We start from the raw sequence: 23,148 nt of genomic DNA, 5'->3' as shown, positions 1-23,148 counted from the left end.
ATTGCCACCAGGCGCTTGCTTCCACAGCACCATTTTCGCAATCGCCGTGGCCGTCACAGCGGGCGCCGAAGGCTAAACGGGGGTAAAACCGCGTTGAAACCGTGGACTATCTGGTTTTTGCCCGCTTTGCAGGCACAGCCGGCAGCGCGGGTACAATACCGGATCACCGATTAAATTTTTTCATCACGTTTGGATAAGCCCATGTCTGTCTACGAAAAACTGAAAGCGCTCGATATCACCCTGGCCGCCCCGGCAACGCCGGCTGCCGCCTACGTCATGTACGCCCAGACCGGCAACCTGGTGTTCCTGTCGGGTCATATTGCCAAGCGCGCCGACGGCAGCGTCTGGACCGGCCAGCTGGGCAAGAACATCGATACCGCCGAAGGCAAGCAGGCCGCGCGCGCGATCGCCATCGACCTGATCGGCACCCTGCAGGCGGCCGTCGGCGGCGATCTCACCCGCGTCAAGCGCATCGTCAAGGTCATGAGCCTGGTCAATTCCACCGGCGACTACACCGAGCAGCACCTGGTCACCAACGGCGCTTCCGAGCTGCTGGGCGAGGTGTTCGGCGACGCCGGCAAGCATGCCCGTTCGGCCTTCGGCGTGGCGCAGATCCCGATGGGCGCCTGCGTGGAAATCGAACTGATCGCCGAAGTGGCTTGACCGGCACCGGCCGGCGTCCCGCAGCCAAAACGCATAGCAGAAGCGCACCAGCGCGCATTGTATCCACCACAGTGAGACCCGTATGAAAATCGAAAACCCGAATCCTATCCAGTGGCGCTTTGCCGAGCGCGCAGACCAGCTGCAAGCCTCGTTCATCCGCGAGATCCTCAAGATCACCCAGCAGCCTGAAATCATTTCGTTCGCGGGTGGCCTGCCGTCGCCGCTGACCTTCCCGGTCGAAGAAATGCAGGCGGCCTACGACAAGGTCCTGCGCGACAACGGCAAGGTGGCGCTGCAATACGGCCCCACCGACGGCTACCTGCCGCTGCGCCAGTGGATCGCCGATTCGCTGTCCACCGAAGGCGCCCGCATCGTGCCGGAGCAGGTCTTGATGACGTCCGGCTCGCAGCAGGCGCTGGACCTGCTGGGCAAGGTGCTGATCGACGAAGGCAGCCGCGTGCTGGTGGAAACGCCGTCGTACCTGGGCGCCCTGCAGGCGTTTTCGGTCTATCGTCCCGAATTCAAGTCGGTGGACACCGACGACCACGGCCTGGTGCCGTCGTCGCTGGCGGCCGTTGCCGAAGGCGCGCGCCTGCTGTACGCGCTGCCGAACTTCCAGAACCCCACCGGCCGCACGCTGTCGGTCGAGCGCCGCCTGGAACTGGTGGAAACCTGCGCCCGCCTGGGCCTGCCGCTGATCGAGGACGATCCGTACGGCGCCCTCAGCTACAAAGGCGACCCGCTGCCGAAGATGGTGGCGATGAACCCGGACGGCGTGATCTACATGGGCTCGTTCTCCAAGGTGCTGACCCCGGGCATCCGCCTCGGTTACGTGGTGGCGCCGCTGCCGCTGGTGCGCCGCCTCGAACTGGCCAAGCAGGCGGCCGATCTGCACACGTCGCAGCTGACCCAGATGGTCGTGCACGAAGTGGTCAAGGATGGCTTCCTGCAGCACCACATCCCGAAAATCCGCAGCCTGTACGGCAACCAGTGCCAGGTCATGCTCGACGCCATGGCCCAGTACTTCCCGGCCGGCGTGGAGTGGACCCGTCCCGAAGGCGGCATGTTCATCTGGGTGACGCTGCCCAAGCACATCAACGCCATCGCCCTGCTCGATGAAGCGATCGCCCAGAAAGTGGCGTTCGTGCCGGGCGCGCCGTTCTACGCCAACGATCCGGCCACCAACACGCTGCGCCTGTCGTTCGTGACGGTGGCGCCGGAACGCATCCGTGCCGGCATCGAAATCCTGGCCAGACTGATTGCCGCCAAAATCTAGGTCACCGCGCTGCGGGCGGCATGGGCCGCCCGTTTGGACTTGCAGAAATACAACACTTACGAGTTCCCAATAGGTAATTGGCAGTGACAGACTGTGGTAAAAACCACCAAATCATTTGCCAATTCGCCATCCATAATGAATGCAGCCGATGGATCGGCCGTGTTCAACCGTATTCATGTGGCACTGGCGTACAGCGGTCCCGCTAAATCTCACATTTCCTGCAGTCAAAGTTGTATGATTCACGGTAGCTCCCATCCCTCAACCAAGGTCTACCATTGTTCATCCGCGCATACCTCCTCGCCGATCGCCGTCCTACCCTGACAGCAGTCGATGCGCCATGATGCCCGCATCGATGAACATTGCAGGCCGGCGCGACGCCGCCGTCCTGATCGTCGATGACGCGCCGGAAAACCTGGCCGTGCTGCGCAAGCTGATGGTGGAACAGGGTTACCAGACCTTTGTCGCCAATTCGGGCGAGCGCGCCCTCAAGATCGCGCGGCGCGCCCATCCCGACCTGATCCTGCTCGACGTGATGATGCCGGGGATGGACGGTTTCGAAACCTGCCGCCAGCTCAAGGGCAGCGCCGCCACGGCGCGCATTCCCGTCATTTTCATGAGCGCGCGCACCGAGACCGACGACGTGGTGGCCGGCTTCGACCTCGGCGCGGTCGATTACATCAGCAAGCCGCTGCGCCTGGCCGAGGTGCGGGCACGGGTGCGCACCCAGTTGCAGATCCGGGTCAACGCCGAGTCGCAGGAAGAACAGGCAGAGCGCCTGCGCACAATTGTCAACAACATGGCCGAGGGCCTGCTGATCATCGAGGCGGACGGCCGCATCCAGTTTGCCAATCCGGCCTGCAACCGGCACCTGGGCTACGCGGACAATGCGCTGGCCGGCTACCATATCTCGGATCTGCTCAACCCTGCCGTGGTGCAGGAGTATCTCGAGTACTTCAGCCGCTACGCCAGTGCGCCCGGCGTCACCCACCACCATGGCACGCGCGAGGTGATCATCCGCCAGCGCAGCGGCAGCCCGGTGTGCATGGACCTGACGCTCACGCCCATGTATCTGCGCCAGCCGCTGTTCATCGGCCTGCTGCACGACATCACCCACCACAAGCGCTCGGAAGATGCGCTGCAGCGCGCGGCCATGATCGATCCGCTGACCAAGATCGCCAACCGCCGCCACTTCGACAGTTTCCTGGAACAGGAGTGGCAGCGTTCCATGCGCAGCGGCCAGCCGCTGTCGCTGGTCGTGCTCGATGTCGATCACTTCAAGCTGTACAACGATACGCTGGGCCACCCGGCAGGCGACGCCTGCCTGCAGCAGGTGGCGCAGGCCATCGCCTCGCACGCGATGCGCACCACCGACCTGGCGGCGCGCTACGGCGGCGAGGAATTCGTGATGCTGTTTGCCGAAACGCCGTCCGACGCTGCCTGCACGCTGGCCGAGGCAGTGCGGGCCCATGTCGAGGCGCTGCAGATACCGCATCCGCGCTCGACCACCTCGGCGTGGCTGACGGTGAGCATCGGCGTGGCCACCATCTTGCCGCACCAGCTGGACAATACCGAATCGCTGTTCGTCGCCGCCGACCGCGCCATGTACGCGGCCAAGGAACGAGGCCGCAACCAGGTGTGCTGCACCAATACCGGCAGCGCGGCGCTCGAGGCGATCAAGGCGCTGATGACGAGTTGACCACGGCGCCGGTACCGCTGCGCGCGCGCAGGGCGCCCAGCCCCAGCGGGGCGCTGGCCGCCAGCGCCAGCAGCGCGAACACGATCACGCCGACGGCGCCGGCGTCCTGGAACAACTCCCCTGCTCCGACTGTGCCTGCCGCAACGGCCGCGAACGTGACGATGACCGACTGCGACAACAGCGTGCCGTCGCGGTCGCGCGCCGAAATGAACCCGTTGAGGAGGGCCATGACGGCGTAGAAGCCGGCATTGAGCAGCGTCTGCGACACGAAGAACATCGTGGCCGAGCGGGCAGTGAAAAAGCACGCAACCGACGCGCCCATCACCGCCAGCGCAGCGGCCATGGTGAGGCCGCGTCGTCCGGCCAGTGCCGGAAGCGCCGGCGCCAGCGCGCCAAAAAAACCGAGCAGCGACGACAGCGCCAGCAGCGTGCCGATCACGGGCAATGGCAAGCCCAGGCGCTCGCCCTGCAGGGCCGACACCGCCCACACCCCGGCCTGCACGCTGTAGGCGCCCACGAACACGCCCCACGCCATCCAGACATCGGCGCCGATCCGCGGCGCCGAATCTGCTGAACTTGCCGAAGCTGGCGCCGGCCGGACGGCAGGCAGGCGCACCGGCACCAGCGCCGGCACCCGCAGCGCCACGGTCGCCAGCACCAGCGTCAGCACGGCCAGCGCGCTCCAGAGCCGGGCGTCGGCCGCCACGGCCGGGAACAGCGAGAGCACGGTAAATGCCCCGGCCGCGATCAGCCCGGACCACAGCAGCACCCAGCCCCACAGCCGCTCCGCATCGCGATGGCAGGCCAGGCAGATGCCCACCATGACCACCAGCTGCGCTTCGCAGACGCCGGCCACCGCACGCAGCATGCCGAACAGCGCCAGCTGGCCGGCCCACGCCGTCAGCGCCTGGCATGCCGCCAGCAGCAGCAGTGCGACGGCCGTGGTGGCGGCCGGACGGCGCCGCGCCAGTGGCGGCAGGACGATGCAGCCCGCCAGCATGCCCACCATTTCCAGCCCGCTGATCATGGTGGCCTGCCCTTCGTCCAGGTGCAGGCGCGCCATGGCGTTGGTCACCAGCAGCGGCATCAGCGTGGTGCCGGTGATGCCCAGCGCCCAGGCGCACGACAGGATGGCGGTGGGCGCGTGCTGGCGCGCTGGGCGGGCGGAGGCGTGAACGGTTTTCATCGCACCAGCATACGGCCTGCGCCGCATTGCAGGGGGCCGCAGCGGCCAAAAAAGCGACAGTCGCGGCCATTTCGACACCGGTGTCGCCGGCCGTCACATCGCTTATGCTAGCCTGTGATCCTGTCACGCCGATCCGGAGCCGCCATGCCGAACAAGTCGCCCCTGCCCGATACCGCCGCCGACGTGCCCCCGCACGTGATCCGCCAGGTGCTGCAGCTGGTGGCAGCCAGCGGCCACTCGCCCGAGCGCCTGTGCAAAGGGCTGGGCTTCACGCCGGACAATCTGTGCGACGCCAGCTTCCGGGTATCGTACCGCCAGACCAGCGCGCTGGTGCGGCGCGCCATGCAGTGCTGGGGCGACCCTGCCATCGGGATTGCCACCGGCGCCCGCCAGACCGTGGTGTGCTTCGGGCTGCCGGGGCTGGGCATGCTGACCTGCCCCACGCTGGGCGAAGCGCTGCAATACCTGATCCGTTACCAGCATGCGGCAGGCGCGTTCACGGTCAACGAACTGACTCCGGTGGACGAGCGCCATTTCGCCATCGGCGTCACCACCCGCTTCCACGATCCGGAGCTCGAACCATTCTTCATCGAGGAGATATTCGTCAGCGGTACGGCAGTGGCGCGCTCGCTGGTCGGCTCGCATTTCCGCCCCACCCGGCTCGAGCTGCGCTATCCGCGCCCGGCCTATGCCAGCGCCTACAGCGAATACTTCCGCTGCCCGATCGAATTCAACGCGCCGCTCAACCGCATGGTCAGCGACATGAGCTGGTTCCACTGCCCGCTGCCCACCCACGACCGCTTCATGCAGGACAGCCTGCAGGCGCAGATCGACCACATGCTGTGCGCCGAAGCGCCGCGCAACGACCTGGTGGAATCGATCATGAACGTGCTGCGCGCCGCGGTGGACGACATGCCCGACCTGTCCAGCGTGGGCGCGGAACTGAACCTGAGCGAACGCACGCTGCGCCGCCGGCTGGCCGAACTCGATACCTCGTACCAGAAGCTGGCCGACCAGGTGCGCTACGAGTGCGCGCTCGACCTGCTGCGGCGCAGCGACATGGCGCTGGTCGATATCGCCATGGCCACCGGTTTTACCGATGCGCGCAACTTCCGCCGCGCGTTCAAGCGCTGGTCGGGCATGCTGCCCAACCAGGCGCGCCACGCCGGCCGGCATGGCGAGCTGGCCTAGCGATATTCAAAGCATTTCCCAGCGTCCCTCGCGCAACTGCACCAGTCCGCGCTGGCGCAGCGACTCGAGGTAGCGCGCATGGCCGCGCACCCCTTTCTTGCGAAACAGCGGGATCAGCCGGGGCAGCAGGTTGGGCAGCAGCATGGCCAGGCGCACCGACCACGATTCGCCCAGCCGCGGATAGCGTTCGAGCCGCGGCGCCTCGAGCATGCGCATCACCTGGCGCGCCACGTCGGCAGGCTGCTGCGGCGGGTCCATGAATTGCAGCGTATTGCCGCCCTCGACCGCCTCGCGCATCAGCATCGGGGTTTCGGTTGCCGACGGCATCACGTTCCCGACCCGCACCCCGTGCCGCTCATGGTCCATGCCCAGGCACAGCATGATGCCGCGCAGCCCGAACTTGGTGGCCGAGTAGATGCCGGTCTCCGGCAGCGGAAAAATCCCGCCCAGCGACACGGTGTTGATCACGCGCCCGTCGCCGCTGCGCTGCAGCGCAGCGAACGCCAGCCGGGTGAGCACGATCGGTGAAATCAGGTTGATATTGAGCTCGCCCACAATGCTGTCGAGCGAGCGCTCCTCGAAGTGGCCGGTCGCCGTGATGGCGGCGTTGTTGACCAGGATGTCGAGCCGGCCGTAGCGCTGCTGGACCTCGTCGAGCAGTCCGGGCAGCGCGTCGAGGTCGGTCAGATCGACCTGCACGCCCACGGCCGACGGCCCCAGTTCGGCCGTGGCGCGATCGAGTGCGCCCTGGTCGCGGTCGGCCAGCACGCAGACGATGCCGCGCTCGATGAAGCCGCGGCACACGGCGCGGCCGATGCCGCCCGCGCCGCCCGTGACCAGCGCCACCCGGCCGGAAAATGCATGCGATGTCATCGGCCCTCCTTCGATTCCGTGCTGCCGGCAGCGCCGAGCTGGATCCAGATGGTCTTGGTTTCGGTGTACTGGTCGTGCGCCAGCAGCGATTTTTCACGGCCGCCGAAGCCCGACTCCTTGTAACCGCCGAACGGCACGCCGGTATCGCCTTCGGAAAAGCAGTTGACCGACACGGTGCCGGCGCGGATCGCCCGGGCCACGCCGTGTGCGGCGTCGAGGCTGCCCGTGTACACCGAGGCGGCCAGGCCGTAGCTGGTGTCGTTGGCGATCGCCACGCCCTGCGCCAGCGCGTCGTAGGCGGTGACCGCCAGCACCGGCCCGAATACTTCCTCGCGCGCGATCGTCATCGACGCCTGCACATTGTCGAAGATGGTCGGCTCGACGAAGCTGCCGCCCGTCTCGCGCCGGACCTGGGCGCCGCCGTGCACCAGCTGCGCGCCCTGCTCGCGGGCGCCGGCAATGTAACCGAGCACGCGCGCCATGTGGCCCGGCTCGATCAGCGCGCCCACGCGGGTGGCCGGGTCGAGCGGATCGCCGACGCGCCACGCGTCGAATGCGCGTTTGACTTCCTCCAGCAGTTCGTCCTTGCGCGCGCGGTGCACGATCAGGCGCGAGCCGGCGCTGCAGTTCTCGCCCTGGCAAAACAGCGCGCCCAGTGCGATCTGGTCCGCCACCCGGGGCAGATCGACCGCGTCGGGCAGCACCAGCGCCGGGCTCTTGCCGCCGCATTCGAGCACCACCCGCTTGAGGTTGGACTGCGCCGCATACTGCAGGAACAGCCGCCCCACTTCGCCCGAACCGGTAAAACTGACGCCGTCGATGTCGCCATGCAGGCCCAGCGCGCGGCCCACCGTCTCGCCGGTGCCGGGCACCACCTGCAGCACGCCGTCCGGGATGCCCGCCTCCAGCGCCAGCCGTCCCAGCATCAGCGCGGTGAGCGAGGTCTGCTCGGCAGGCTTGATGATCAGCGAGTTGCCGCTGGCAAGCGCCGGGCCGATCTTCCAGCCGGCCAGGTAGAGCGGAAAATTCCACGGCAGGACGGCGCCGACCACGCCCAGCGGTTCGCGCACCACCATCGCCACCACGTCCGGCGCGGTGGGCGCCACCTGGTCGTACAGTTTATCGGCAGCTTCCGCGTGCCAGCGCAGGCTCTCGATCATGTCCGGCAGGTCGGTGCCGAGGGTGTCGCGCACCGGTTTGCCGGCATCCAGGCTTTCCAGGATGGCCAGCGTTTCGAGGTTCTCTTCCACCAGGTCGGCCAGGCGCAGCAGCACCTTCTTGCGGTGCTTGGGCGCCGCGCGCGACCAGTCGCCGCGGTCGAAGGCCAGGCGGGCTGCCCGCACCGCCAGATCGACGTCGGCCTGGTCGCAGCTGGCGATGGCGGCGATCATGCGGCCGGTGGCGGGGTTGACGGTGTCGAGCCGCGCGCCGGACGCGGCATCGACGAACCGGCCGCCGATCAGCGCCCGGGTTTCGAGCCGGGGCACGATCAGGTCCGCCTGCTGGCGGTAATAGGCATAGTCTTTATCCATGGGGGTCCTCATGCGGCTGCGCGCAACGACGCCGGCGCGTGCGCGGTGGCGGCGCCGGGCTGCTGGCGCAGGTGATCGTAAAAGGTGTCGGTCAGCTCGGGCCAGCCCATGCGCTTGCGCAGCCGCTTCAGATAGGACTTGAGCGCATGCGCTTCCAGGTAAACCTCGTGCCGCTGCGACTGCACGAACTTCAGCCCGCCGGACAGGTCGGGATTGTCGTTGGCGATCAGCGCGTCGAAGCGGCGCGCAGCGCCCAGCTGCTTCACCTGGTCGCGCAGGTAGCAGGCGATCATGAAGGCTTCGGTGTCGAACAGTTTATAGGCGCTGGAATTGGTTTCCACGTAGCCGATGCCGAACAGGTTGCGGTGCTCGCGGCTGAACATCGACAGGTACAGCTGCGGCCTGCCGCCGCGCCACTCGAAGTAGTCGGCCGCGTATTTGCAGCTCCACTTGTAGCCGGTGGCGTACACCACCAGGTCCAGCTTCTCGCGGCTGCCATCGACGAAGACCACGTCGTCGCCGTCATAGTGGGCAATGTCGGGACGCACCGCGATATTGCCGTGCTGGAGATGGTGCAGCAGCTGCGAATTGAGCAGCGGGTGGCTCTCGAACAGCCGGTGATCGGGCTTGGGCAGGCCGAAGCGGGTGAGGTCGCCGGTGAACATCTTGAGCAGCACCGACATGACCGGGCGCGCGATCCACAGCGGCAGTTGCGGGCCGCTCTCGCCGACCTGGTCGGCCGGAAGGCCGAACAGGTGCTTCGGAATGAAGTGGTAGCCGCGCCGCATGCTGATAAAGGCCTTGCCGGCGCGGGTGGCGGCGTCGCAGGCGATGTCGGCGCCGGAATTGCCGGCGCCGACGATCATCACGCGCTTGCCGGCAAATTCGTCGGCCTGCTTGTAGGTGACCGAATGGCGGATCTCGCCGTTGAACTGTCCTTTGATGGCGGGCATGTTGGCATCCCAGTTGCAGCCGGTGGCGCAGATCACGGCCAGGTAGCGGCGCCGGCTGCCGTCGCCGAGCGTGACCAGCCAGCGGCCGTCGTCCTGCTTCTGCACGTGCTGCACCGGCGTGTTGAAGCGGATCGCCGCGCGTAGGCCGTAGGCGTCGGCATAGCTGCGCACGTAGGCCAGGATCTGCTGGTTGGTCGGGTAGTCAGGATAGGACTTGGGCATCGGGAAGCCGATGAAGCCCGACAGGTCGCGCGACGAAATGAAATGCGCCGACTGGTAGATCGGGCTGCCGGGATTGTGCATGTCCCAGATGCCGCCCACGTCCGAATGCCGTTCGAACTGTTCGTAGGCGAGCTGCATGCCCTTGAGCGCGCGCGCTGCCGACAGGCCGCCCGGCCCGGCGCCCACCACGCAAACCGCGTTACCGCAGTCGATGATTTGATCGTGCTCCATTGTTGTCTCCCGTTGTGTTGTGGATGCCGGACCATTGTGCAAACAAAGCGCTGGCGCCACGGGGGCCAAAGGGACAGCAGGGGTGCATTTCCGGCCACGCTGGCTGGCGCCCGACCGGCCGCAAGGGGGCTGCTATCGGCGGCAATTGGCCGTACCAAGGTCCGTCGATGTCCGATCCGGCCCCCGCCCGGCCGCGCCGCGCGTCTACATTCAAATCACAAGGACGCACGCCCGCTGCGCCGACAAAAACCAGGAGATATCGTGAAAAGAGCCCTCGCCGTTCCACCGAAACCCACGCAGCGGCGCCTTGCCCGCAGCATCGCCCTCGCCTTCGTGGGCACTTGCGGCGCGGTCGCGCTGCCGCAGCACGCACTGGCAGCCGGCGATCCGACTGCCGACGCCCCGGCCGACGTGCAAAAAGTCGTGGTCACCGCGCAGCTGCGGGCGCAGGCGGCGCAGGATGTGCCGATCTCGATGGCGGTGGTGACCGACAAGGACATCCGCAACCTGGGCGCACGCGACCTCGGCGACTTGAACGGTTATCTGCCGGGGCTGCAAGTGGACGCCACCCAGCCCACCCAGCCGCAGTTCGGCATCCGCGGCGTGCAGGCCGGCGACTTCGGCATCGGCACCGACATGCCGGTCGGGATCTATGTGGACGGCGTCTACACCGGCAAGACCGGTGGCGCGCTGATGAATTTTGTCGACGTGCAGCGGGTGGAAGTGCTCAAGGGACCGCAAGGCACGCTGTTCGGCCGCAACAGCGCTGCCGGTGCCATCTCGGTGGTGACCAACGAGCCGGAAGCGGCATTCGACATGAGCGGCCACCTGAAGCTCGGCGAGTACCGGCGCGCCAACCTGGACGCCATGGTCAACCTGCCGCTGACGGACAGCACGGCGCTGCGCTTCGTGTTCGTGCGTGCGGGCAGCGCGGGCTGGGTGCGCAACAGCACGACCGGCGAGCGCGCGGCCGGCGACAAGTCATGGGCCACGCGGCTCTCGCTCAAGCACAAACTCGATGCCGCCACCGTCAACCTGTCCTGGGAACACGAACAGCTGCGCCAGCGCGGCTGGCCGGCGTTCGGCGTGGTGAAGGATCCGGCCCAGCCGTTCGCCGGCTTTCGCGGCGTGTATGACGCAGCCTACGTCGCCAACTTCGTCGATCCGCGCAGTGCACCACTGGAAAACGATGTCGGTGGCAGCGAGCGGCGCACCTTCGATGGCCTGACGGCGCGGGTGCAGGCGCCGCTCGGCAGCGCGACCCTGCACTCGATGACCGCGTACCGCACGTTTGCCACGTCCAACCTGACCGACAACGACGGCACTGCGCGGCCCGATTTTTCGCTGGCCAACACCGACCGCAAGCAATCGTGGAACTGGCAGCAGGAGTTCAAGCTGTCCGCCACTACAGGTCCGCTCGACTGGATTGCCGGCGCCAGCTTTTACGACAACCGCGAGCGCCAGGCATCGACCGCGCAACTCAATACCGCCACGCTCGACAGCGTAAGCCTGCTCGGCGGCGGCAATGCCGATTTTGCCGCGCTGGTTGCCGGCCTCGGACAGGCCGGGGTGCCGGGCGTGGATGGCACGTCCAGTTTCCCGTGGGGCGAGACCACCTACAATGTACTGCGCACGCGCGCGTTCTCGCTGTACCAGGACGTGATCTGGCATGTGACGCCCGCCACCAACCTGACGCTGGGGCTGCGCTGGAGCCGCGACCGCAAGCAGATGACCTGGCAGGTGCCGCCGCGCCAGTCGCCAGCGCTCGACCAGCTGCTCGACACCTATGGCGCGCCGGCTGGCTTCAGCGCCGCCTCGCTGCCCGCCAACCAGATCTTTTACGCGGCCGGCCTGCTGGCAGCGCAACCGGTCACCACCACCAAGCGCTGGACCGACTGGAGTCCGCGCGTGGTGCTCGACCACAAGCTCACGCCCGACCTGATGCTGTTTTCCTCGTTCTCGCAGGGCTACCAGGCCGGTGGCTACAACGTGTTTACGCCACCGAACAGCGCCGCCACCGATGCCCGCCAGCGCGACCCCAGCTACGCCCCCGAAAAAATGACCAACCTGGAAGCGGGCTTCAAGCTGTATGTGCCGGCCATCAGGGCCACCCTGAACGGTTCGCTGTTCGCCTACCGCTTCAAGAACCTGCAGGACATCAGGCTCGGCGGCACCGGCCCCATCCCTACCTACAACGTGGTCAATAGCGACCAGCAGGCCAAGGGCGTCGATCTCGACGGCCGCATCCGCGTCACGCCGATGCTCACCGTGTTCGGGGGCCTGGAGCTGATCGACCAGACCTACCGCCGCTACCGCACCACGTCCGACAATGGCGCGACGCTGGACCTGTCGGGCCAGACGGTGGGCACGCCCGCGTTCACCGGCATGGCCGGTGTGAATGCCAGTTGGGATGGGCCGGGCGGCAGGATCAGCGCCACGCTGCAGGGCACGCACCGCAGCCGCCTGCGCTGCAACGACGACACGCGCGCGCTGCAATGCCTGGATGCGCCGGCACTGCGCACCGGCACTGCGACCACCAAGGCCGACCTGCGGCTGGCCTGGGACCACGACAGCGGAAAGTTCGGCGTGGCGCTGCTGGTCAACAACCTGTTCGACCAGCGCTATGTCAACACGCTCGACGGTCAGACCAAGCCGTTCGGTCTGCCGTATGGCATCGTCACGCCGCCGCGCACCATCGCGCTCGAACTGCGCGGCGCCTTGTGAGCGGGCTGCCGATGCTCAGGCAAGGGCCTCCTTGGCGGCTTCCTCGGGCGTGAGGCCGTCATAGAACTGGTCGGTGAACCATTCGATCTGTTCCTCGATATGTTCCTGCGCCTGGTCCTGGGTGGCGCCGCCGGCGACCAGGAAGCCTTCGACCTCGATGCACCAGTGGATCAGCGCCAGGGTTTCCTCGTCCAGTTCTTCTTTTTTCTTTGCCATGATGAGCCTCTGCTGCTTGGGATGAACACGAGGCGCCAGTGTAACAGGCGCCCCGCCCGGTGCTTGCCTACTTTGCCGGATACAGCACCACCTGCACGTAATTGGACAGGTCGAAGTAGCGCTGCGCCGCCTGCGCTACGTCGCCCGGCGTGACGGCGGCCAGGCGCTGCTCGAAGGTCAGCATCTCTTCCGGGCTGGTGCCGTTGACGAAGGCGTTCTGCAGGGATCCCATCCAGAAGCCGTTTTCGCGCATGCCCTTGCGGTAGGCGCGCAGCATCGCTGCCTTGACCTTGTCCAGGTCGGCCGGCTGCGCGCCCTGCTGCCTGATGCGGTCGATCTCGGCAAAGGTGGCCGCCAGCACCTTGTCCACGTTCTCCGGCGCGCACGGCAGATTGGCGTTGATGGCGTAGTTCGGATACGGCACGCGGTTGAGCGAGCCGCTCAGGTCGGCGCTGTAGATCGCCCCCATCTTCTCGCGCAGCACCTCGATCAGCTTGATGTTGAGGACTTCGGTCAGCACGCGCATGCGCAGCGCGTCGTCGCGGCTGTACGGCGCCGCGCCGGTAAACGACAACGAGATCACGCTCTTTTGCTCGGTGCCCGCGTGCACCTCCTTCTTGATCACCCCGCGCACCGGGCGGATGCCCTCGTCGCGGAAGGCGGTGGCGGTCGGCGCGGTGGGCAGGCTGGCCAGGTAGGTGGTCAGCAGCGGCTTGATGTTCTCGATGTCGAAACTGCCGACGATGAAGAAGGTGAAATCGCGCGCGCTTGCCATGCGGCTGGTGTACAGGTCGAAGACCCGGTCGAGCGAGAGCTGGTCGAAATCGGCCGGTCTGGCCAGGTGCGGCACGCGCGGGTTGTCGTTGTACAGCGTGCGGTTGACGGTGTCGTAGAACACCGATTCCGGCCGCACCAGGTTGTTCTGCGCCAGTTCGCGCTGGCGGTCGACGACCGCCTTGTAGAGGACCGGATCCTTGCGCGGCTGCGTCATTTGCAGGTACGCCAGCTGCAGCATCGCTTCGATATCGTCGCGTCCCGATTCGCCGCGCACCGCTTCATTGAGCGCGCTCACGCGCGCGTTGGCGCTGACGCTCTTGCCGGCCAAGATCTTGGCCAGGTCGTTGGGCGAGTAATCGAGCACGCCCATCTGGTTGACGATGCTGCTGGCATAGTGTCCGGCAAAGGTGTCGCGGTCGTCGAACAGGGACCAGCCGCCATAGCGCACGCCGGCCATCAGCACTTCGTCGTTGTTGAAGTCGGTCGGACGCAGCACCACGCGCACGCCGTTGCTCAGTACCAGTTCGGTGGTACCGAGTTTGTCGTTGCGGGTCTGCTGGACGATGCTGCCGGGCGCCGGCCTGGACGGCATCAGCTGGCTGGCATAAGCCTTGTCCGCATTGGCCTTGACGCTGATCTTCTCGGCGGCGGTGGCCAGTGCCAGCAGCTCGTCGGGCTTGGGCGGCTGCACGCCCGGTTTGTCGATGCCGGTGTAGACCACCAGCTTGCTCTGGTTGTCGGGAATCGCCGTGCGCATGGCCGCATTGACCTCGTCGAGCGAAATACCGGGGATCAGCTGCTGCGCGTACTGGTACTCGGCCACCACGCCGGGAATCGACTCGCCCTCGAGGAAATTGCGGATGTATTCGGCCGCGAAACCTGCCGAATCGGACTTGTCGCGCTCCTGGTACATGTTCTCGTAGTTGCGCAGCATGCCTTTCTTGGCGCGTTCCAGCTCCGACACCGTGAAGCCGAACTGGCGCGCGCGCTCGTCTTCGGCCACCAGCGCCTTGATGGCCGGCTCGACGCCGCCCTTGCCGAGCACCGCGCCGGCGCCGAACGAGCGATAGCCGCGCACGATCTTGCTCATGCCGCTGCCACCCTGCAGGAATGGCGGGTTGGCCTGCTGCGTCAATTCATACATGCGCTGGCTCAGGATAAAGGCACCGAGACTCTCGATCAGCTTCTGGCGGTAGTCGCCCAGCGTGTTCTCGGCCGGCCAGGGCTGGATCGGATAGCGGATGAAGACGTTATTGGTGCTCATCTCCTTGTCGGTGACCACGACGCCCTCCGATGCCTGGCGCTCGGGAATCGTCGCATAGACGCGCGGGCGCGGGTTGGCCGGATTGTTCAGCCGGCCGAAATGGCGCTCGATCAGCTGTTGCGCCTTGTCCGGGTCGATGTCGCCCACGGCCACCACCGCCATCAGGTCGGGGCGGTACCAGTCGCGGTAAAAGCGCCGGATGGCGTCGTACTGGAAGTGGCGGATGATCTGCTCTTTGCCGATCGGCAGCCGCTCGGCGTAGCGCGAGCCGTTGAGGATCTTGGGCAGCAGCACCTTGTTGATGCGGTCATCGACGCCTTTACCGATGCGCAGTTCCTCGAGCACGATGCCGCGCTCGCTGTCGATATCGGCATCGTTCATCGACAGGCCGTGGGCCCAGTCTTCCAGCACCTGGAAGCCCTGCTCCACCACGGCCGGGTTGTCGGTCGGGATGGGCAGGATATACACGGTCTCGTCGAACGTGGTGTAGGCATTGAGGTCGGCACCGAATTTCACGCCGATCGACTGCAGATAAGATACCAGCTCGTTGCGCTTGAAATGGGTGGAGCCGTTGAAGGCCATGTGCTCGGTGAAGTGGGCCAGGCCCTGCTGGTCGTCATCCTCGAGGATGGACCCGGCCTTGACCACCAGCCGCAGTTCGAGCTTGTTTTCGGGGCGTGGATTCTTATGGATGTAATAGGTCAGACCATTGGCCAGCTTGCCGGTCGTGACCAGGGGGCTGATGGGCAGGTGGCTCGATAGTGGTACCGATGCGCTGGCAGCGGGCTTGGCGGGGACAACGACTTGCGCCGTCGCGATGGCGCCGCACGACAGCAGCACGGCGGCCAGGATGGTTCTGATCTTCATTCGGGGTGCACTGGATTATGATAACCAGCTACCTTACACCGAATTGGCCGTCCCCGGCAGGAATCGTCGCCCATCCGTACGCCCTGCCGCGCAGCGTGAATGCTAAGATGCCAAGATGAACGCTCTTCCATCACATTCTGGCATCGCGCACCGGCTGCACCGGAGCGCAGTGTCGTGGCTGTTGAGCTGGTGGCGGCTGCTGAATTTTTCGGTGCTGATGCTGACCATCGCCGTGCTGCCGGCCACCTACCGCAAGGACAACCGCCGCCTGCTGGCGCAGCACCTTGTGCGCGACACCGCGCCGAACCTGGCCTGGTTCGGCGTGCTGTCGGCGCTGGTCAGCCTGGTGCTGATCCGCATCGTGCTGGTCACCTCGCAAAGCTACGGCTTGACGCGCTACGCGCTCGACCTGGTGGTGCGCGTGCTGACGCTGGAACTGATCCCGCTGACCGCCGCTGCCTTCGTGGCCTTGCGCACCACGCTGCCGGCCGGCCTCGAATTTTCGCAGCACCGTCAGCGCGCCGCCGTCGCCACCGTGGCCGAGATGCGCAGCGTGTTTTTCCCGCGTGTGGCGGCCGGCATCTTCGCCGTCTGGATGCTGGCGGCCGTCTCGTGCGTGCTCACGCTGGTGCTGGCCTACCTGACCCTGTACGGCTTCACGCCGTACGCCCTGCCCGGCTACACGCGCGTGGTGGGCCAAGTGTTCAACCCGGCGGTGACGATGATCCTGGCGCTCAAGATCATCTTCTTCAGCTTTGCAGTGGGCCTGATCCCGATGGCTTCGTCGTTTTATTACCGCGCCAGCTACCGGGCCAAGGTGACGCACGGCCTGTCGGACATGGTGCGGCTGTTTGCGGCGATCCTGCTGATCGAGATCGCATCGCTGATGGGTAACTACTACTAGAAACAGATCAATTCAGGACGACCAGGTTTAACGATGACAGAACCCACCCACCAGGAATCGCCGAACCAGGCGATGCAGGAACCGCTACCGGAAACGCCGGTGCCGGTGCGTAATGCCGAATTCAAGGCTGCCGTGCTGCTGGCGATGCTGGTGCTGCTGGTTGCCGGCGCCGCCGTGTACCTGATGTATGCCCGCGGCGCGTTCGAATCAACGCAGCGCCTGGTGCTCGAAGCCGACGATTCCGACGGCGTGGTGGTCGGCATGGATGTGACGTTTGCCGGCTTCCCGATCGGGCGCGTGCGCCGCATCGAATTGAGCAAGGAGGGCAAGGCCCGGGTGCTGGTCGATGTGCCGCGCGACGACGCCCACTGGCTGCGCACCTCGAGCATCTTCACGCTCGAACGCGGCCTGGTGGGCGGCGCCAAGCTGCGCGCCTTTAGCGGCATTCCCACCGACCCGCCGCTGCCCGACGGCGCCGCGCGCACCCTGCTGGTCGGCGACGCCGGCGCGGAAATCCCGCGCCTGCTGGCGTCCGCGCGCGATCTGCTGCAAAACCTCAATACCCTGACGGCCGAGAATTCGGCGCTGGCCGCCAGCCTGGCCAATGTCCAGGGTGTGACCGGCAAGCTCAATGGACCATCGGGCGCCATGGGCCTGATTGCCGGTGACGACAAAAATGCACAGCAACTGACCGAGCGCGCCAACAAGCTGCTGATCACGGTGAACGCACTGGCCGCCAAGGCCGACAGCCTGGTCGGCAATGCCGACCGCCAGGTGTTCGGGCCGCAGGGCGTGATGACCGACGCCCAGGCGACCATCGTCCAGCTCAACGGCCTGCTGGCCGATGCCCGCAACAGCCTCAAGAAAATGGACGCGGTGCTGGTGGAAGCGCAGGCCGTCGGCGCCAACGCCAAGGAAGCCACGGCCGACCTGGGCACACTGCGCAACGAGGTGGAAAGCAGCTTGCGCCGCGTGGAGCAGCTGGTCAACGAAATCAACCGCAAATGGCCGTTCAAGCGCGACCCGGAGATCAAACTGCCATGATAGCGAAGCATTTCTTCCTGCTGGCCGCCGCCGTCGGCTTGGCTGGCTGCGGCAATACCCCGCCCGCACCGGACTGGAAGATGACGGCGCACAGCGCGACCGAGCGTTTTACCAGCGCTTACCTGACCGGCAACAGCCGGGTCGAGGACGCCGACTTCCGGCGCGCCCGCGAGGCGCTGGCCAGCACCGGTCAGGCCAGCATGGTGCTGCGCGCCGAACTGACGCGCTGCGCCACGCGGGTCGCCGCGCTGGTGTTCGAGCCGTGCACCGGCTTCGACCAGCTGGCGCAGGACGCCAGTCCCGCCGACCGCGCCTACGCCGCCTACCTGGCCGGCCGCGCCACCGCGGCCGACGCCGCACTGCTGCCCGAACAGCATCGCGCTGCCGCCAGCGCAGCGAGCGCCGGCAACGATGGCGCAGCAGCGACCGCCGTGCAGGCGATCGCCGATCCGCTTGCCAGGCTGGTCGCCTCCGGTGTGCTGATGCGTGCCGGCAAAGCCACGCCGCAGACCTTGCGCGACGCCGTCGATACGGCCTCGAACCAGGGCTGGCGCCGGCCGCTGATGGCCTGGCTCGGCGTGCAGGTCATGCGCGCGCAGCAGGCTGGCGATACGCAGGAAGCGCAGCGGCTGCAGCGCCGGATCGACCTCGCGGCCGGGCAACCGAAAACCTGAACTGCCGCTCTCGCTCCAGGCTGGCCCCGGTCCTCTGCTAAAATCCGGCTTTTGTCGTGTCGGGATGTTCATGGCCTACCCTCCTTTCCATCCGCTGCGCGCGGCCTTGTCCGCGCTGGCGTTCAGTGCCGCCGTGCTGGCGTCGCCGGCGCACGCAGCCGCCCCCGCCCGCCAGCCGGTGATCGTCGACATGGACATCGGCGACGATATCGATGACGCGTTCGCGCTGGCGCTGCTGCTGCAAAGCCCGGAGATCGAGATCGTCGGCATCACCACTGCCTGGGGCGATACGGCGCTGCGCGCCCGCCTGGTCGAGCGCATGCTGCGCGAGACGGGCCACAGCGGCATTCCGGTCGCCACCGGCATCGCCACCACCGGCAATCCGCAACCATTTACGCAGGCGCGCTACGCACAGCGCGGCAAGCCGGTGCCGAACATCCCGGCAGTCGACTTCCTGCTCGACCAGGTCAGGCGCCAGCCGGGCAAGATCACCTTGCTGGCGCTGGGACCGCTGACCAACGTCGGCGCGGCCATCGCACGCGACCCGGCCACCTTCGGCCAGCTGAAACAGGTGGTCATGATGGGCGGCTCGGTGCGCAGCGGCTATCGCAAGTCGCAGTATGTGCCGGCGCGCCCTGCCGACAAGGAATACAACATCGCCTCCGACGTCAACGGTGCGCAGCGGCTGTTCGCGTCCGGCGTGCCGATCGTGATGATGCCGGTCGATTCGACCCAGATCCGCCTCGACGAAGTCGAACGCAACGCCCTGCTCGGCCATGGCGCGCCGGTGACCGACGCGCTGGCGCTGCTGTATCACCAGTGGATCAACGCCTACCAACCATGGTCCAGCAATATGCCGTCGCTGTTTGACGTGGTGCCGGTGGCGTGGCTGCTCGATCCCGCCGTGTGTCCGACCACGCCATTACGCATCGTGGTGACCGATGACGGCTACACGCGCGAGGCGGCCGGCAAGCCGAATGCCGCCGTCTGCCTGACGTCGAACCAGCCGCGCTTCTACGGCCTTTTCATGGGCCGCCTGCTGGCGGAGCAGCCATGAGCAGCCGGCTGGTCTACTCCACCGAAACCGGCCGCCTGTGCCCGGACTGCAGCCAGCCTTTGAGCGCCTGCGCCTGTAAGGCCGCCGCCAGGGCACGGCCGCAAGGCGACGGCAATGTGCGCGTGGCGCGCGAATCGAAAGGACGCGGCGGCAAGACCGTGACGCTGGTGCGCAGACTGGCGCTGGACGCCGCAGCGCTGGCGGCGCTGGGCAAACAGCTGCGCAGCGCCTGCGGCGCGGGCGGGACGGTCAAGGACGGCGTGATCGAGATCCAGGGCGATCATTGTGACCTGGTGATCGAGAACCTGAAGAAGATGGGGTATAGCCCGAAGCGCATCGGCGGCTGACAAGCCAGCGCCGCGCGGCAGGACTCGCTTCCCGCCTGCGCGCGAATGACGCCTGTCGGGAGGCTGGCACGGCGTGGGCCGCCGCGCCGGTCGCCAGCACCAGCCGGGCGCCCGCTGCGTGCAGCAGGCCGCGCCGGCGGCACGCAGCAGTCGGCACGCGGCAGTGGGCACACGGCCCGCGGTGGGCGCGCTAGGCCGATTTGGCCGCCGCCTCGCGCAGCTTGTCTTTTTTACTCTTGCGCTTGCCCTTGATGCCGCCGTTGACCGTATCGGTGGCAGCGCTCACCGGGGGCGCCGTCTCTACCGGCTCGAACCCGGCCACCTGCTCCAGTGGTACGCGCATGCCCTGGCGTTTTTCGATCAGGTGGAAATGCTGCTCGGTGGCGGCGCTGACGAAGCTGATCGCCACGCCGCGCTCGCCCGCGCGGCCGGTGCGGCCGATGCGGTGGGTGTAATCGACGGCCGAACGCGGCAGATCGTAGTTGACCACGGCCGGCAGGCGCGCGATGTCGATGCCGCGCGCGGCGACGTCGGTGGCGACCAGCACCTGCAGGCGGCCGGCCTTGAAGTCACCCAGCACTTCGGTGCGGGCGCCCTGGCTGAATTCGCCGTGGAAGGCGCCAGCCTTGATGCCGTTGCGATTGAGCTTGTCGGCCACGTGTTCGGCCGCGTACTTGGTCGCCACGAACACCAGCACCCGGTCCCACTGATACTGCAAGATCAGGTAACGCAGCAGCATGGTCCGGCGCGGCACATCGACCAGGATCGCGCGCTGGGCGATATCGGGTCTGGTCGCCGGCTCGGCCAGCACCTCGACCCGCGCGGGCCGGTGCAGCATGGTGTCGGCCAGCGCCTGCACGGCGGGCGGGAAGGTCGCGGAAAAGAACAGGTTCTGACGCTGCCGTGGCAGCAGTGCCAGGATGCGCGCCAGTTCTTCGGCAAAGCCCAGGTCCAGCAGGCGGTCGGCCTCGTCCAGCACCAGCATCGCCACGCGCGACAGTTTCAGGGCATTGTGGTCGATCAGGTCGAGCAGGCGGCCGGGCGTGGCCACCACGATGTCGGCGCCGCCGCGCAGCGCCATCATCTGCGGATTGATCGATACACCGCCGAACACGATCGCCACCTTGACCGGCATGGGCAGGTGCGACACCAGCTTGCGCACCGACTCTCCCACCTGCACCGCCAGCTCGCGCGTGGGCACCAGGACCAGGCCATGCAGCTGGCGCGCGCCGTCGCGGTTATCGAGCAACGACTGCAGCAACGGCAGCACGAAGGCGGCCGTCTTGCCGGAGCCGGTCTGGGCCGCGCCCAGCACGTCCTCGCCGCGCAGGATGGCGGGGATCGCCTCGCGCTGGATGGCAGTGGGTTGCTGATAGCCGACGGCGGCGACCGCGTCGAGGAGCGCGGGAGCGAGGCCCAGTGAGGAAAATGACATGGTGGCCTGAGTGTGAGGATAACGGCCCGACAGTATACGCTATACGCCAAGCCCCTTCACCCGTCCAACCCGACCGGGCGACCGCTATCGTCCTTCGGAAGCGGCAGGCGCAGACTTGAGCGCTCTGCAGTCGCCCGTCGAAAACACGGGCTGGAACAACAGCAGCATACCGTCGACATCGATCGCTTTCATCGGCGGCTGCACCAGTTTGTAGCGCCCCGCGCGCAGTCGTTCCAGTGCCGGCTGACAGAAGCTGGCGATGCGCGCCGACGCTACCCATCGCCCGTCCGGCTGCTGCTGGTACAAATAGCTCTCGCCGTAACCGTACGGCTGCAGCAGGACATCGCGCCGGCCGTCGCCGTCGGCGTCCAGCAGCAAGGCTGTGCATCGCTGCGCCGCGTCTTTCAGGCAGTCGGGCAGCGGCTGGTCATTTCCCTTTTTCCATTGCTGACCGATGAAACTGGCCGGCAGCGCGTCGCCAGCCGGCACCACGGTGATGTTGGCGGCGATGGTGGCTGCTGTCGCAGGACCGCTGTCGGTGCTCCAGCGATTGGTCCGCTTCAACGCTGCCGCCGCCCCGGCGGCGACCAGTGCCGGTTGCGGTCCCACTCCCTGGCGCGCCAGCTGCTGCAGCGCTTGCTGGCCATACCGCTGGCCCTCGAAGCGTAGGAAGTGGTAATCGAACTTGTCGGCCTTCACCAGCCCCCGCTCGAGGCGCCCAACCTGGCTGGCGACCGCAAGACGCGCCGGATCGGCGAGCGGCGTAAACAGCGCCAGCAGCACCACCAGGGCCACGCACGCGGTGCCGACATTGACCGGCGCGATCTCCACCAGCCAGGTTTCGTAACGGTGCGCGGCCCACTGGTAGCCGAGCGCGTAGCACGACGCCACCAGCAGGCAGGCGGCAGCGACGATGCGATCGACGGTCCAGCCGTATTCGTGCACCCGCAAGCCCAGCGCATAGATGGCGATGCCGGTCAGCGGCAGCAGCAAAATCGCTGCCATGCGCGCGGCAATGCGGATCGCCAGCGTGGCGGCGGTCTGGCCGTTCTGGAAGGCGCAATTGATCAGCAAGACCAGCACGGCCACGGTGGTCAGCAGCAGCGCGGTGGCCGAACGCGTTTTCCACAGGCCATCGAGGCCGGTAAAGGGCAAGGTGCACAGGAAGCCGCCGATCAGGACCACCGCCACCGGCAGGATCCAGGACGCCAGCACCAGCAGCAGCGAACGGATGCCGCGTACGATGGCTGGCCGGACATCGGTGATGTGCAGCGCGCACGAGAAAGCAAAACAGATGACCGGCGCCACGAACCACGGTTTGCCGAGCAGGCGTTCCAGAAAACCGAGTTTGACCATGCTGAACAGGCCTGCGCCCATCCACAGCACCAGCCACAGGGCGCCGACGAAAAAGGCGGAAAACAGCAGCTGCACGGCCAGCTTCCAGGAGATTTCAAAATAGCTGCCATAGCTGGCGATGCGCTTGCCGTCGCCGACACCGGCCATGACCAGCGTGTGGGCGATGTACAGGAACACGCCGGAGAACACGATCACCTGCATGGTGGGCACGCGCTCGGCCAACTGCGCCATGAAACCGCCGCCGAGATCGACGGCTCCCGCGCTGCGCCATGCTTCGTGCAGCGCCATGATCAGCAGCACCGCGCCGGCGGCAGCCGTCCAGCGCGCCACGTTGCGCGACGTCATATGACCGAGGCTGGCAATGAACACGACCGGGAGCAGCAGCACCAGCAGGAACAGCGGCAGGAATACGAACGGCTCGGTGGCCGGCCAGATGGCGATGGTGGCCGCGCGGTACAGCAGGTAGAGCAGCACGCCCTGCACCAACCCCGTCGCCAGGCGCAACGTCATCACGGGGCGGCTGACCTGGGCGCCGGGCACCTCATCATAGTGTTCGATTTGCATACGGATCCGGTTCTGTAGTCCCTGATAGCGCCGCAGTATCGCACTAAACCTGCACTGTTATCAATTTGCTTAGCGTGCCGGCAGGCGTCACCATGC

18 protein-coding genes are annotated in these 23,148 nt (G+C 66.8%); 10 read left to right on the top strand and 8 right to left on the bottom strand.

Annotated features, from left to right (window positions below):
* Nucleotides 1-201: 201 nt before the first annotated feature.
* The 3 genes from ASF61_RS08110 to ASF61_RS08100 all read left to right on the top strand — a co-directional run bounded on the left by ASF61_RS08110 (nt 202) and on the right by ASF61_RS08100 (nt 3,635).
* Nucleotides 202-663, top strand: coding sequence for a RidA family protein (locus ASF61_RS08110; RefSeq protein WP_056153747.1), 462 nt, complete (start codon nt 202-204; stop codon nt 661-663).
* A gap of 82 nt (nt 664-745) precedes the next feature.
* Nucleotides 746-1,939, top strand: a complete 1,194-nt coding sequence (locus ASF61_RS08105; RefSeq protein WP_056153744.1) for a PLP-dependent aminotransferase family protein — start codon at nt 746-748, stop codon at nt 1,937-1,939.
* Nucleotides 1,940-2,291: 352 nt separating this feature from the next.
* On the top strand, nt 2,292-3,635 hold the full coding sequence (locus ASF61_RS08100) for a diguanylate cyclase domain-containing protein (protein WP_156369495.1): 1,344 nt from the start codon (nt 2,292-2,294) through the stop codon (nt 3,633-3,635).
* Here the strand turns inward: ASF61_RS08100 and ASF61_RS08095 are convergent.
* Nucleotides 3,613-4,821, bottom strand: a complete 1,209-nt coding sequence (locus tag ASF61_RS08095) for a hypothetical protein (protein ID WP_056153738.1) — start codon at nt 4,819-4,821, stop codon at nt 3,613-3,615. The two genes, ASF61_RS08100 and ASF61_RS08095, sit on opposite strands and share 23 nt — an antisense overlap.
* A gap of 144 nt (nt 4,822-4,965) precedes the next feature.
* Between ASF61_RS08095 and ASF61_RS08090 the strand changes: the two genes are divergently transcribed.
* Nucleotides 4,966-6,012: an AraC family transcriptional regulator gene (locus tag ASF61_RS08090; RefSeq protein ID WP_056153734.1), complete on the top strand. Its 1,047-nt coding sequence runs from the start codon at nt 4,966-4,968 to the stop codon at nt 6,010-6,012.
* A 6-nt stretch (nt 6,013-6,018) separates the two neighbouring features.
* Here the strand turns inward: ASF61_RS08090 and ASF61_RS08085 are convergent, their stop codons facing one another.
* The 3 genes from ASF61_RS08085 to ASF61_RS23970 are packed head-to-tail and all read right to left on the bottom strand — an operon-like array spanning nt 6,019 to nt 9,823.
* Nucleotides 6,019-6,885: an SDR family oxidoreductase gene (locus ASF61_RS08085; protein WP_056153732.1), complete on the bottom strand. Its 867-nt coding sequence runs from the start codon at nt 6,883-6,885 to the stop codon at nt 6,019-6,021.
* Nucleotides 6,882-8,417 carry an aldehyde dehydrogenase gene (locus ASF61_RS08080; protein WP_056153730.1) on the bottom strand — a complete coding sequence of 512 codons (1,536 nt, stop codon included), beginning with the start codon at nt 8,415-8,417 and terminating at the stop codon, nt 6,882-6,884. The genes ASF61_RS08085 and ASF61_RS08080 overlap by 4 nt, the downstream gene beginning before the upstream one ends.
* An 8-nt stretch (nt 8,418-8,425) precedes the next feature.
* A complete protein-coding gene (locus tag ASF61_RS23970) occupies nt 8,426-9,823 on the bottom strand; it encodes an NAD(P)/FAD-dependent oxidoreductase (protein WP_056153727.1) in 1,398 nt (465 codons plus the stop codon).
* 261 nt (nt 9,824-10,084) lie between these two features.
* On the opposite strand from ASF61_RS23970, the gene ASF61_RS08070 reads away from it, so the two are divergent.
* Nucleotides 10,085-12,547 (top strand): TonB-dependent receptor, encoded by a 2,463-nt coding sequence (locus ASF61_RS08070; protein ID WP_082491342.1) that lies wholly within the window; start codon nt 10,085-10,087, stop codon nt 12,545-12,547.
* 15 nt (nt 12,548-12,562) lie between these two features.
* Here the strand turns inward: ASF61_RS08070 and ASF61_RS08065 are convergent, their stop codons facing one another.
* Together ASF61_RS08065 and ASF61_RS08060 are read right to left on the bottom strand one after the other, a co-directional pair.
* Nucleotides 12,563-12,763, bottom strand: a complete 201-nt coding sequence (locus ASF61_RS08065; RefSeq protein ID WP_056143877.1) for a hypothetical protein — start codon at nt 12,761-12,763, stop codon at nt 12,563-12,565.
* A 67-nt stretch (nt 12,764-12,830) separates the two neighbouring features.
* On the bottom strand, nt 12,831-15,671 hold the full coding sequence (locus tag ASF61_RS08060; RefSeq protein WP_056153721.1) for a pitrilysin family protein: 2,841 nt from the start codon (nt 15,669-15,671) through the stop codon (nt 12,831-12,833).
* 115 nt (nt 15,672-15,786) lie between these two features.
* Here ASF61_RS08060 and ASF61_RS08055 point away from each other — a divergent pair, with 115 nt between their 5' ends.
* The 5 genes from ASF61_RS08055 (at nt 15,787) to ASF61_RS08035 (ending at nt 19,697) form a co-directional block, all read left to right on the top strand.
* Nucleotides 15,787-16,575, top strand: a complete 789-nt coding sequence (locus tag ASF61_RS08055) for an ABC transporter permease (protein ID WP_056153717.1) — start codon at nt 15,787-15,789, stop codon at nt 16,573-16,575.
* A 33-nt stretch (nt 16,576-16,608) separates the two neighbouring features.
* Nucleotides 16,609-17,619 (top strand): MlaD family protein, encoded by a 1,011-nt coding sequence (locus tag ASF61_RS08050; protein ID WP_082491340.1) that lies wholly within the window; start codon nt 16,609-16,611, stop codon nt 17,617-17,619.
* Nucleotides 17,616-18,293: a hypothetical protein gene (locus ASF61_RS08045; RefSeq protein WP_082491338.1), complete on the top strand. Its 678-nt coding sequence runs from the start codon at nt 17,616-17,618 to the stop codon at nt 18,291-18,293. The genes ASF61_RS08050 and ASF61_RS08045 overlap by 4 nt, the downstream gene beginning before the upstream one ends.
* Nucleotides 18,294-18,363: 70 nt before the next feature.
* Nucleotides 18,364-19,350, top strand: coding sequence for a nucleoside hydrolase (locus ASF61_RS08040; RefSeq protein WP_056155338.1), 987 nt, complete (start codon nt 18,364-18,366; stop codon nt 19,348-19,350).
* Nucleotides 19,347-19,697, top strand: a complete 351-nt coding sequence (locus tag ASF61_RS08035; protein ID WP_056153713.1) for a translation initiation factor Sui1 — start codon at nt 19,347-19,349, stop codon at nt 19,695-19,697. Before ASF61_RS08040 ends, ASF61_RS08035 begins: the two co-directional genes overlap by 4 nt.
* Before the next feature lie 190 nt (nt 19,698-19,887).
* Here ASF61_RS08035 and ASF61_RS08030 read toward each other — a convergent pair whose 3' ends face one another.
* Both ASF61_RS08030 and ASF61_RS08025 read right to left on the bottom strand, forming a co-directional pair.
* On the bottom strand, nt 19,888-21,132 hold the full coding sequence (locus ASF61_RS08030; RefSeq protein ID WP_056153710.1) for a DEAD/DEAH box helicase: 1,245 nt from the start codon (nt 21,130-21,132) through the stop codon (nt 19,888-19,890).
* Between the two features lie 84 nt (nt 21,133-21,216).
* On the bottom strand, nt 21,217-23,052 hold the full coding sequence (locus ASF61_RS08025; protein ID WP_056153708.1) for a DUF4153 domain-containing protein: 1,836 nt from the start codon (nt 23,050-23,052) through the stop codon (nt 21,217-21,219).
* Nucleotides 23,053-23,148 lie beyond the last annotated feature (96 nt).

The organism is Duganella sp. Leaf126, from assembly GCF_001423125.1.
GTDB lineage: Bacteria > Pseudomonadota > Gammaproteobacteria > Burkholderiales > Burkholderiaceae_D > Rugamonas.
Note: the sequence above shows the minus strand (reverse complement) of the source record. Positions and strands in the feature narration are given on the sequence as shown.

What these genes read in the sequence shown, in the direction of transcription:
- ASF61_RS08100 (WP_156369495.1), top strand. Translation starts at nt 2,292, where the DNA reads ATGAACATTGCAGGCCGGCGCGACGCCGCCGTCCTGATCGTCGATGAC.
- ASF61_RS08025 (WP_056153708.1), bottom strand. Translation starts at nt 23,052, where the DNA reads ATGCAAATCGAACACTATGATGAGGTGCCCGGCGCCCAGGTCAGCCGC.
- ASF61_RS08055 (WP_056153717.1), top strand. Translation starts at nt 15,787, where the DNA reads ATGAACGCTCTTCCATCACATTCTGGCATCGCGCACCGGCTGCACCGG.
- ASF61_RS08110 (WP_056153747.1), top strand. Translation starts at nt 202, where the DNA reads ATGTCTGTCTACGAAAAACTGAAAGCGCTCGATATCACCCTGGCCGCC.
- ASF61_RS08060 (WP_056153721.1), bottom strand. Translation starts at nt 15,671, where the DNA reads ATGAAGATCAGAACCATCCTGGCCGCCGTGCTGCTGTCGTGCGGCGCC.
- ASF61_RS08085 (WP_056153732.1), bottom strand. Translation starts at nt 6,885, where the DNA reads ATGACATCGCATGCATTTTCCGGCCGGGTGGCGCTGGTCACGGGCGGC.
- ASF61_RS08040 (WP_056155338.1), top strand. Translation starts at nt 18,364, where the DNA reads ATGGCCTACCCTCCTTTCCATCCGCTGCGCGCGGCCTTGTCCGCGCTG.
- ASF61_RS08105 (WP_056153744.1), top strand. Translation starts at nt 746, where the DNA reads ATGAAAATCGAAAACCCGAATCCTATCCAGTGGCGCTTTGCCGAGCGC.
- ASF61_RS08030 (WP_056153710.1), bottom strand. Translation starts at nt 21,132, where the DNA reads ATGTCATTTTCCTCACTGGGCCTCGCTCCCGCGCTCCTCGACGCGGTC.
- ASF61_RS08090 (WP_056153734.1), top strand. Translation starts at nt 4,966, where the DNA reads ATGCCGAACAAGTCGCCCCTGCCCGATACCGCCGCCGACGTGCCCCCG.
- ASF61_RS23970 (WP_056153727.1), bottom strand. Translation starts at nt 9,823, where the DNA reads ATGGAGCACGATCAAATCATCGACTGCGGTAACGCGGTTTGCGTGGTG.
- ASF61_RS08080 (WP_056153730.1), bottom strand. Translation starts at nt 8,417, where the DNA reads ATGGATAAAGACTATGCCTATTACCGCCAGCAGGCGGACCTGATCGTG.
- ASF61_RS08045 (WP_082491338.1), top strand. Translation starts at nt 17,616, where the DNA reads ATGATAGCGAAGCATTTCTTCCTGCTGGCCGCCGCCGTCGGCTTGGCT.
- ASF61_RS08035 (WP_056153713.1), top strand. Translation starts at nt 19,347, where the DNA reads ATGAGCAGCCGGCTGGTCTACTCCACCGAAACCGGCCGCCTGTGCCCG.
- ASF61_RS08050 (WP_082491340.1), top strand. Translation starts at nt 16,609, where the DNA reads ATGACAGAACCCACCCACCAGGAATCGCCGAACCAGGCGATGCAGGAA.
- ASF61_RS08065 (WP_056143877.1), bottom strand. Translation starts at nt 12,763, where the DNA reads ATGGCAAAGAAAAAAGAAGAACTGGACGAGGAAACCCTGGCGCTGATC.
- ASF61_RS08095 (WP_056153738.1), bottom strand. Translation starts at nt 4,821, where the DNA reads ATGAAAACCGTTCACGCCTCCGCCCGCCCAGCGCGCCAGCACGCGCCC.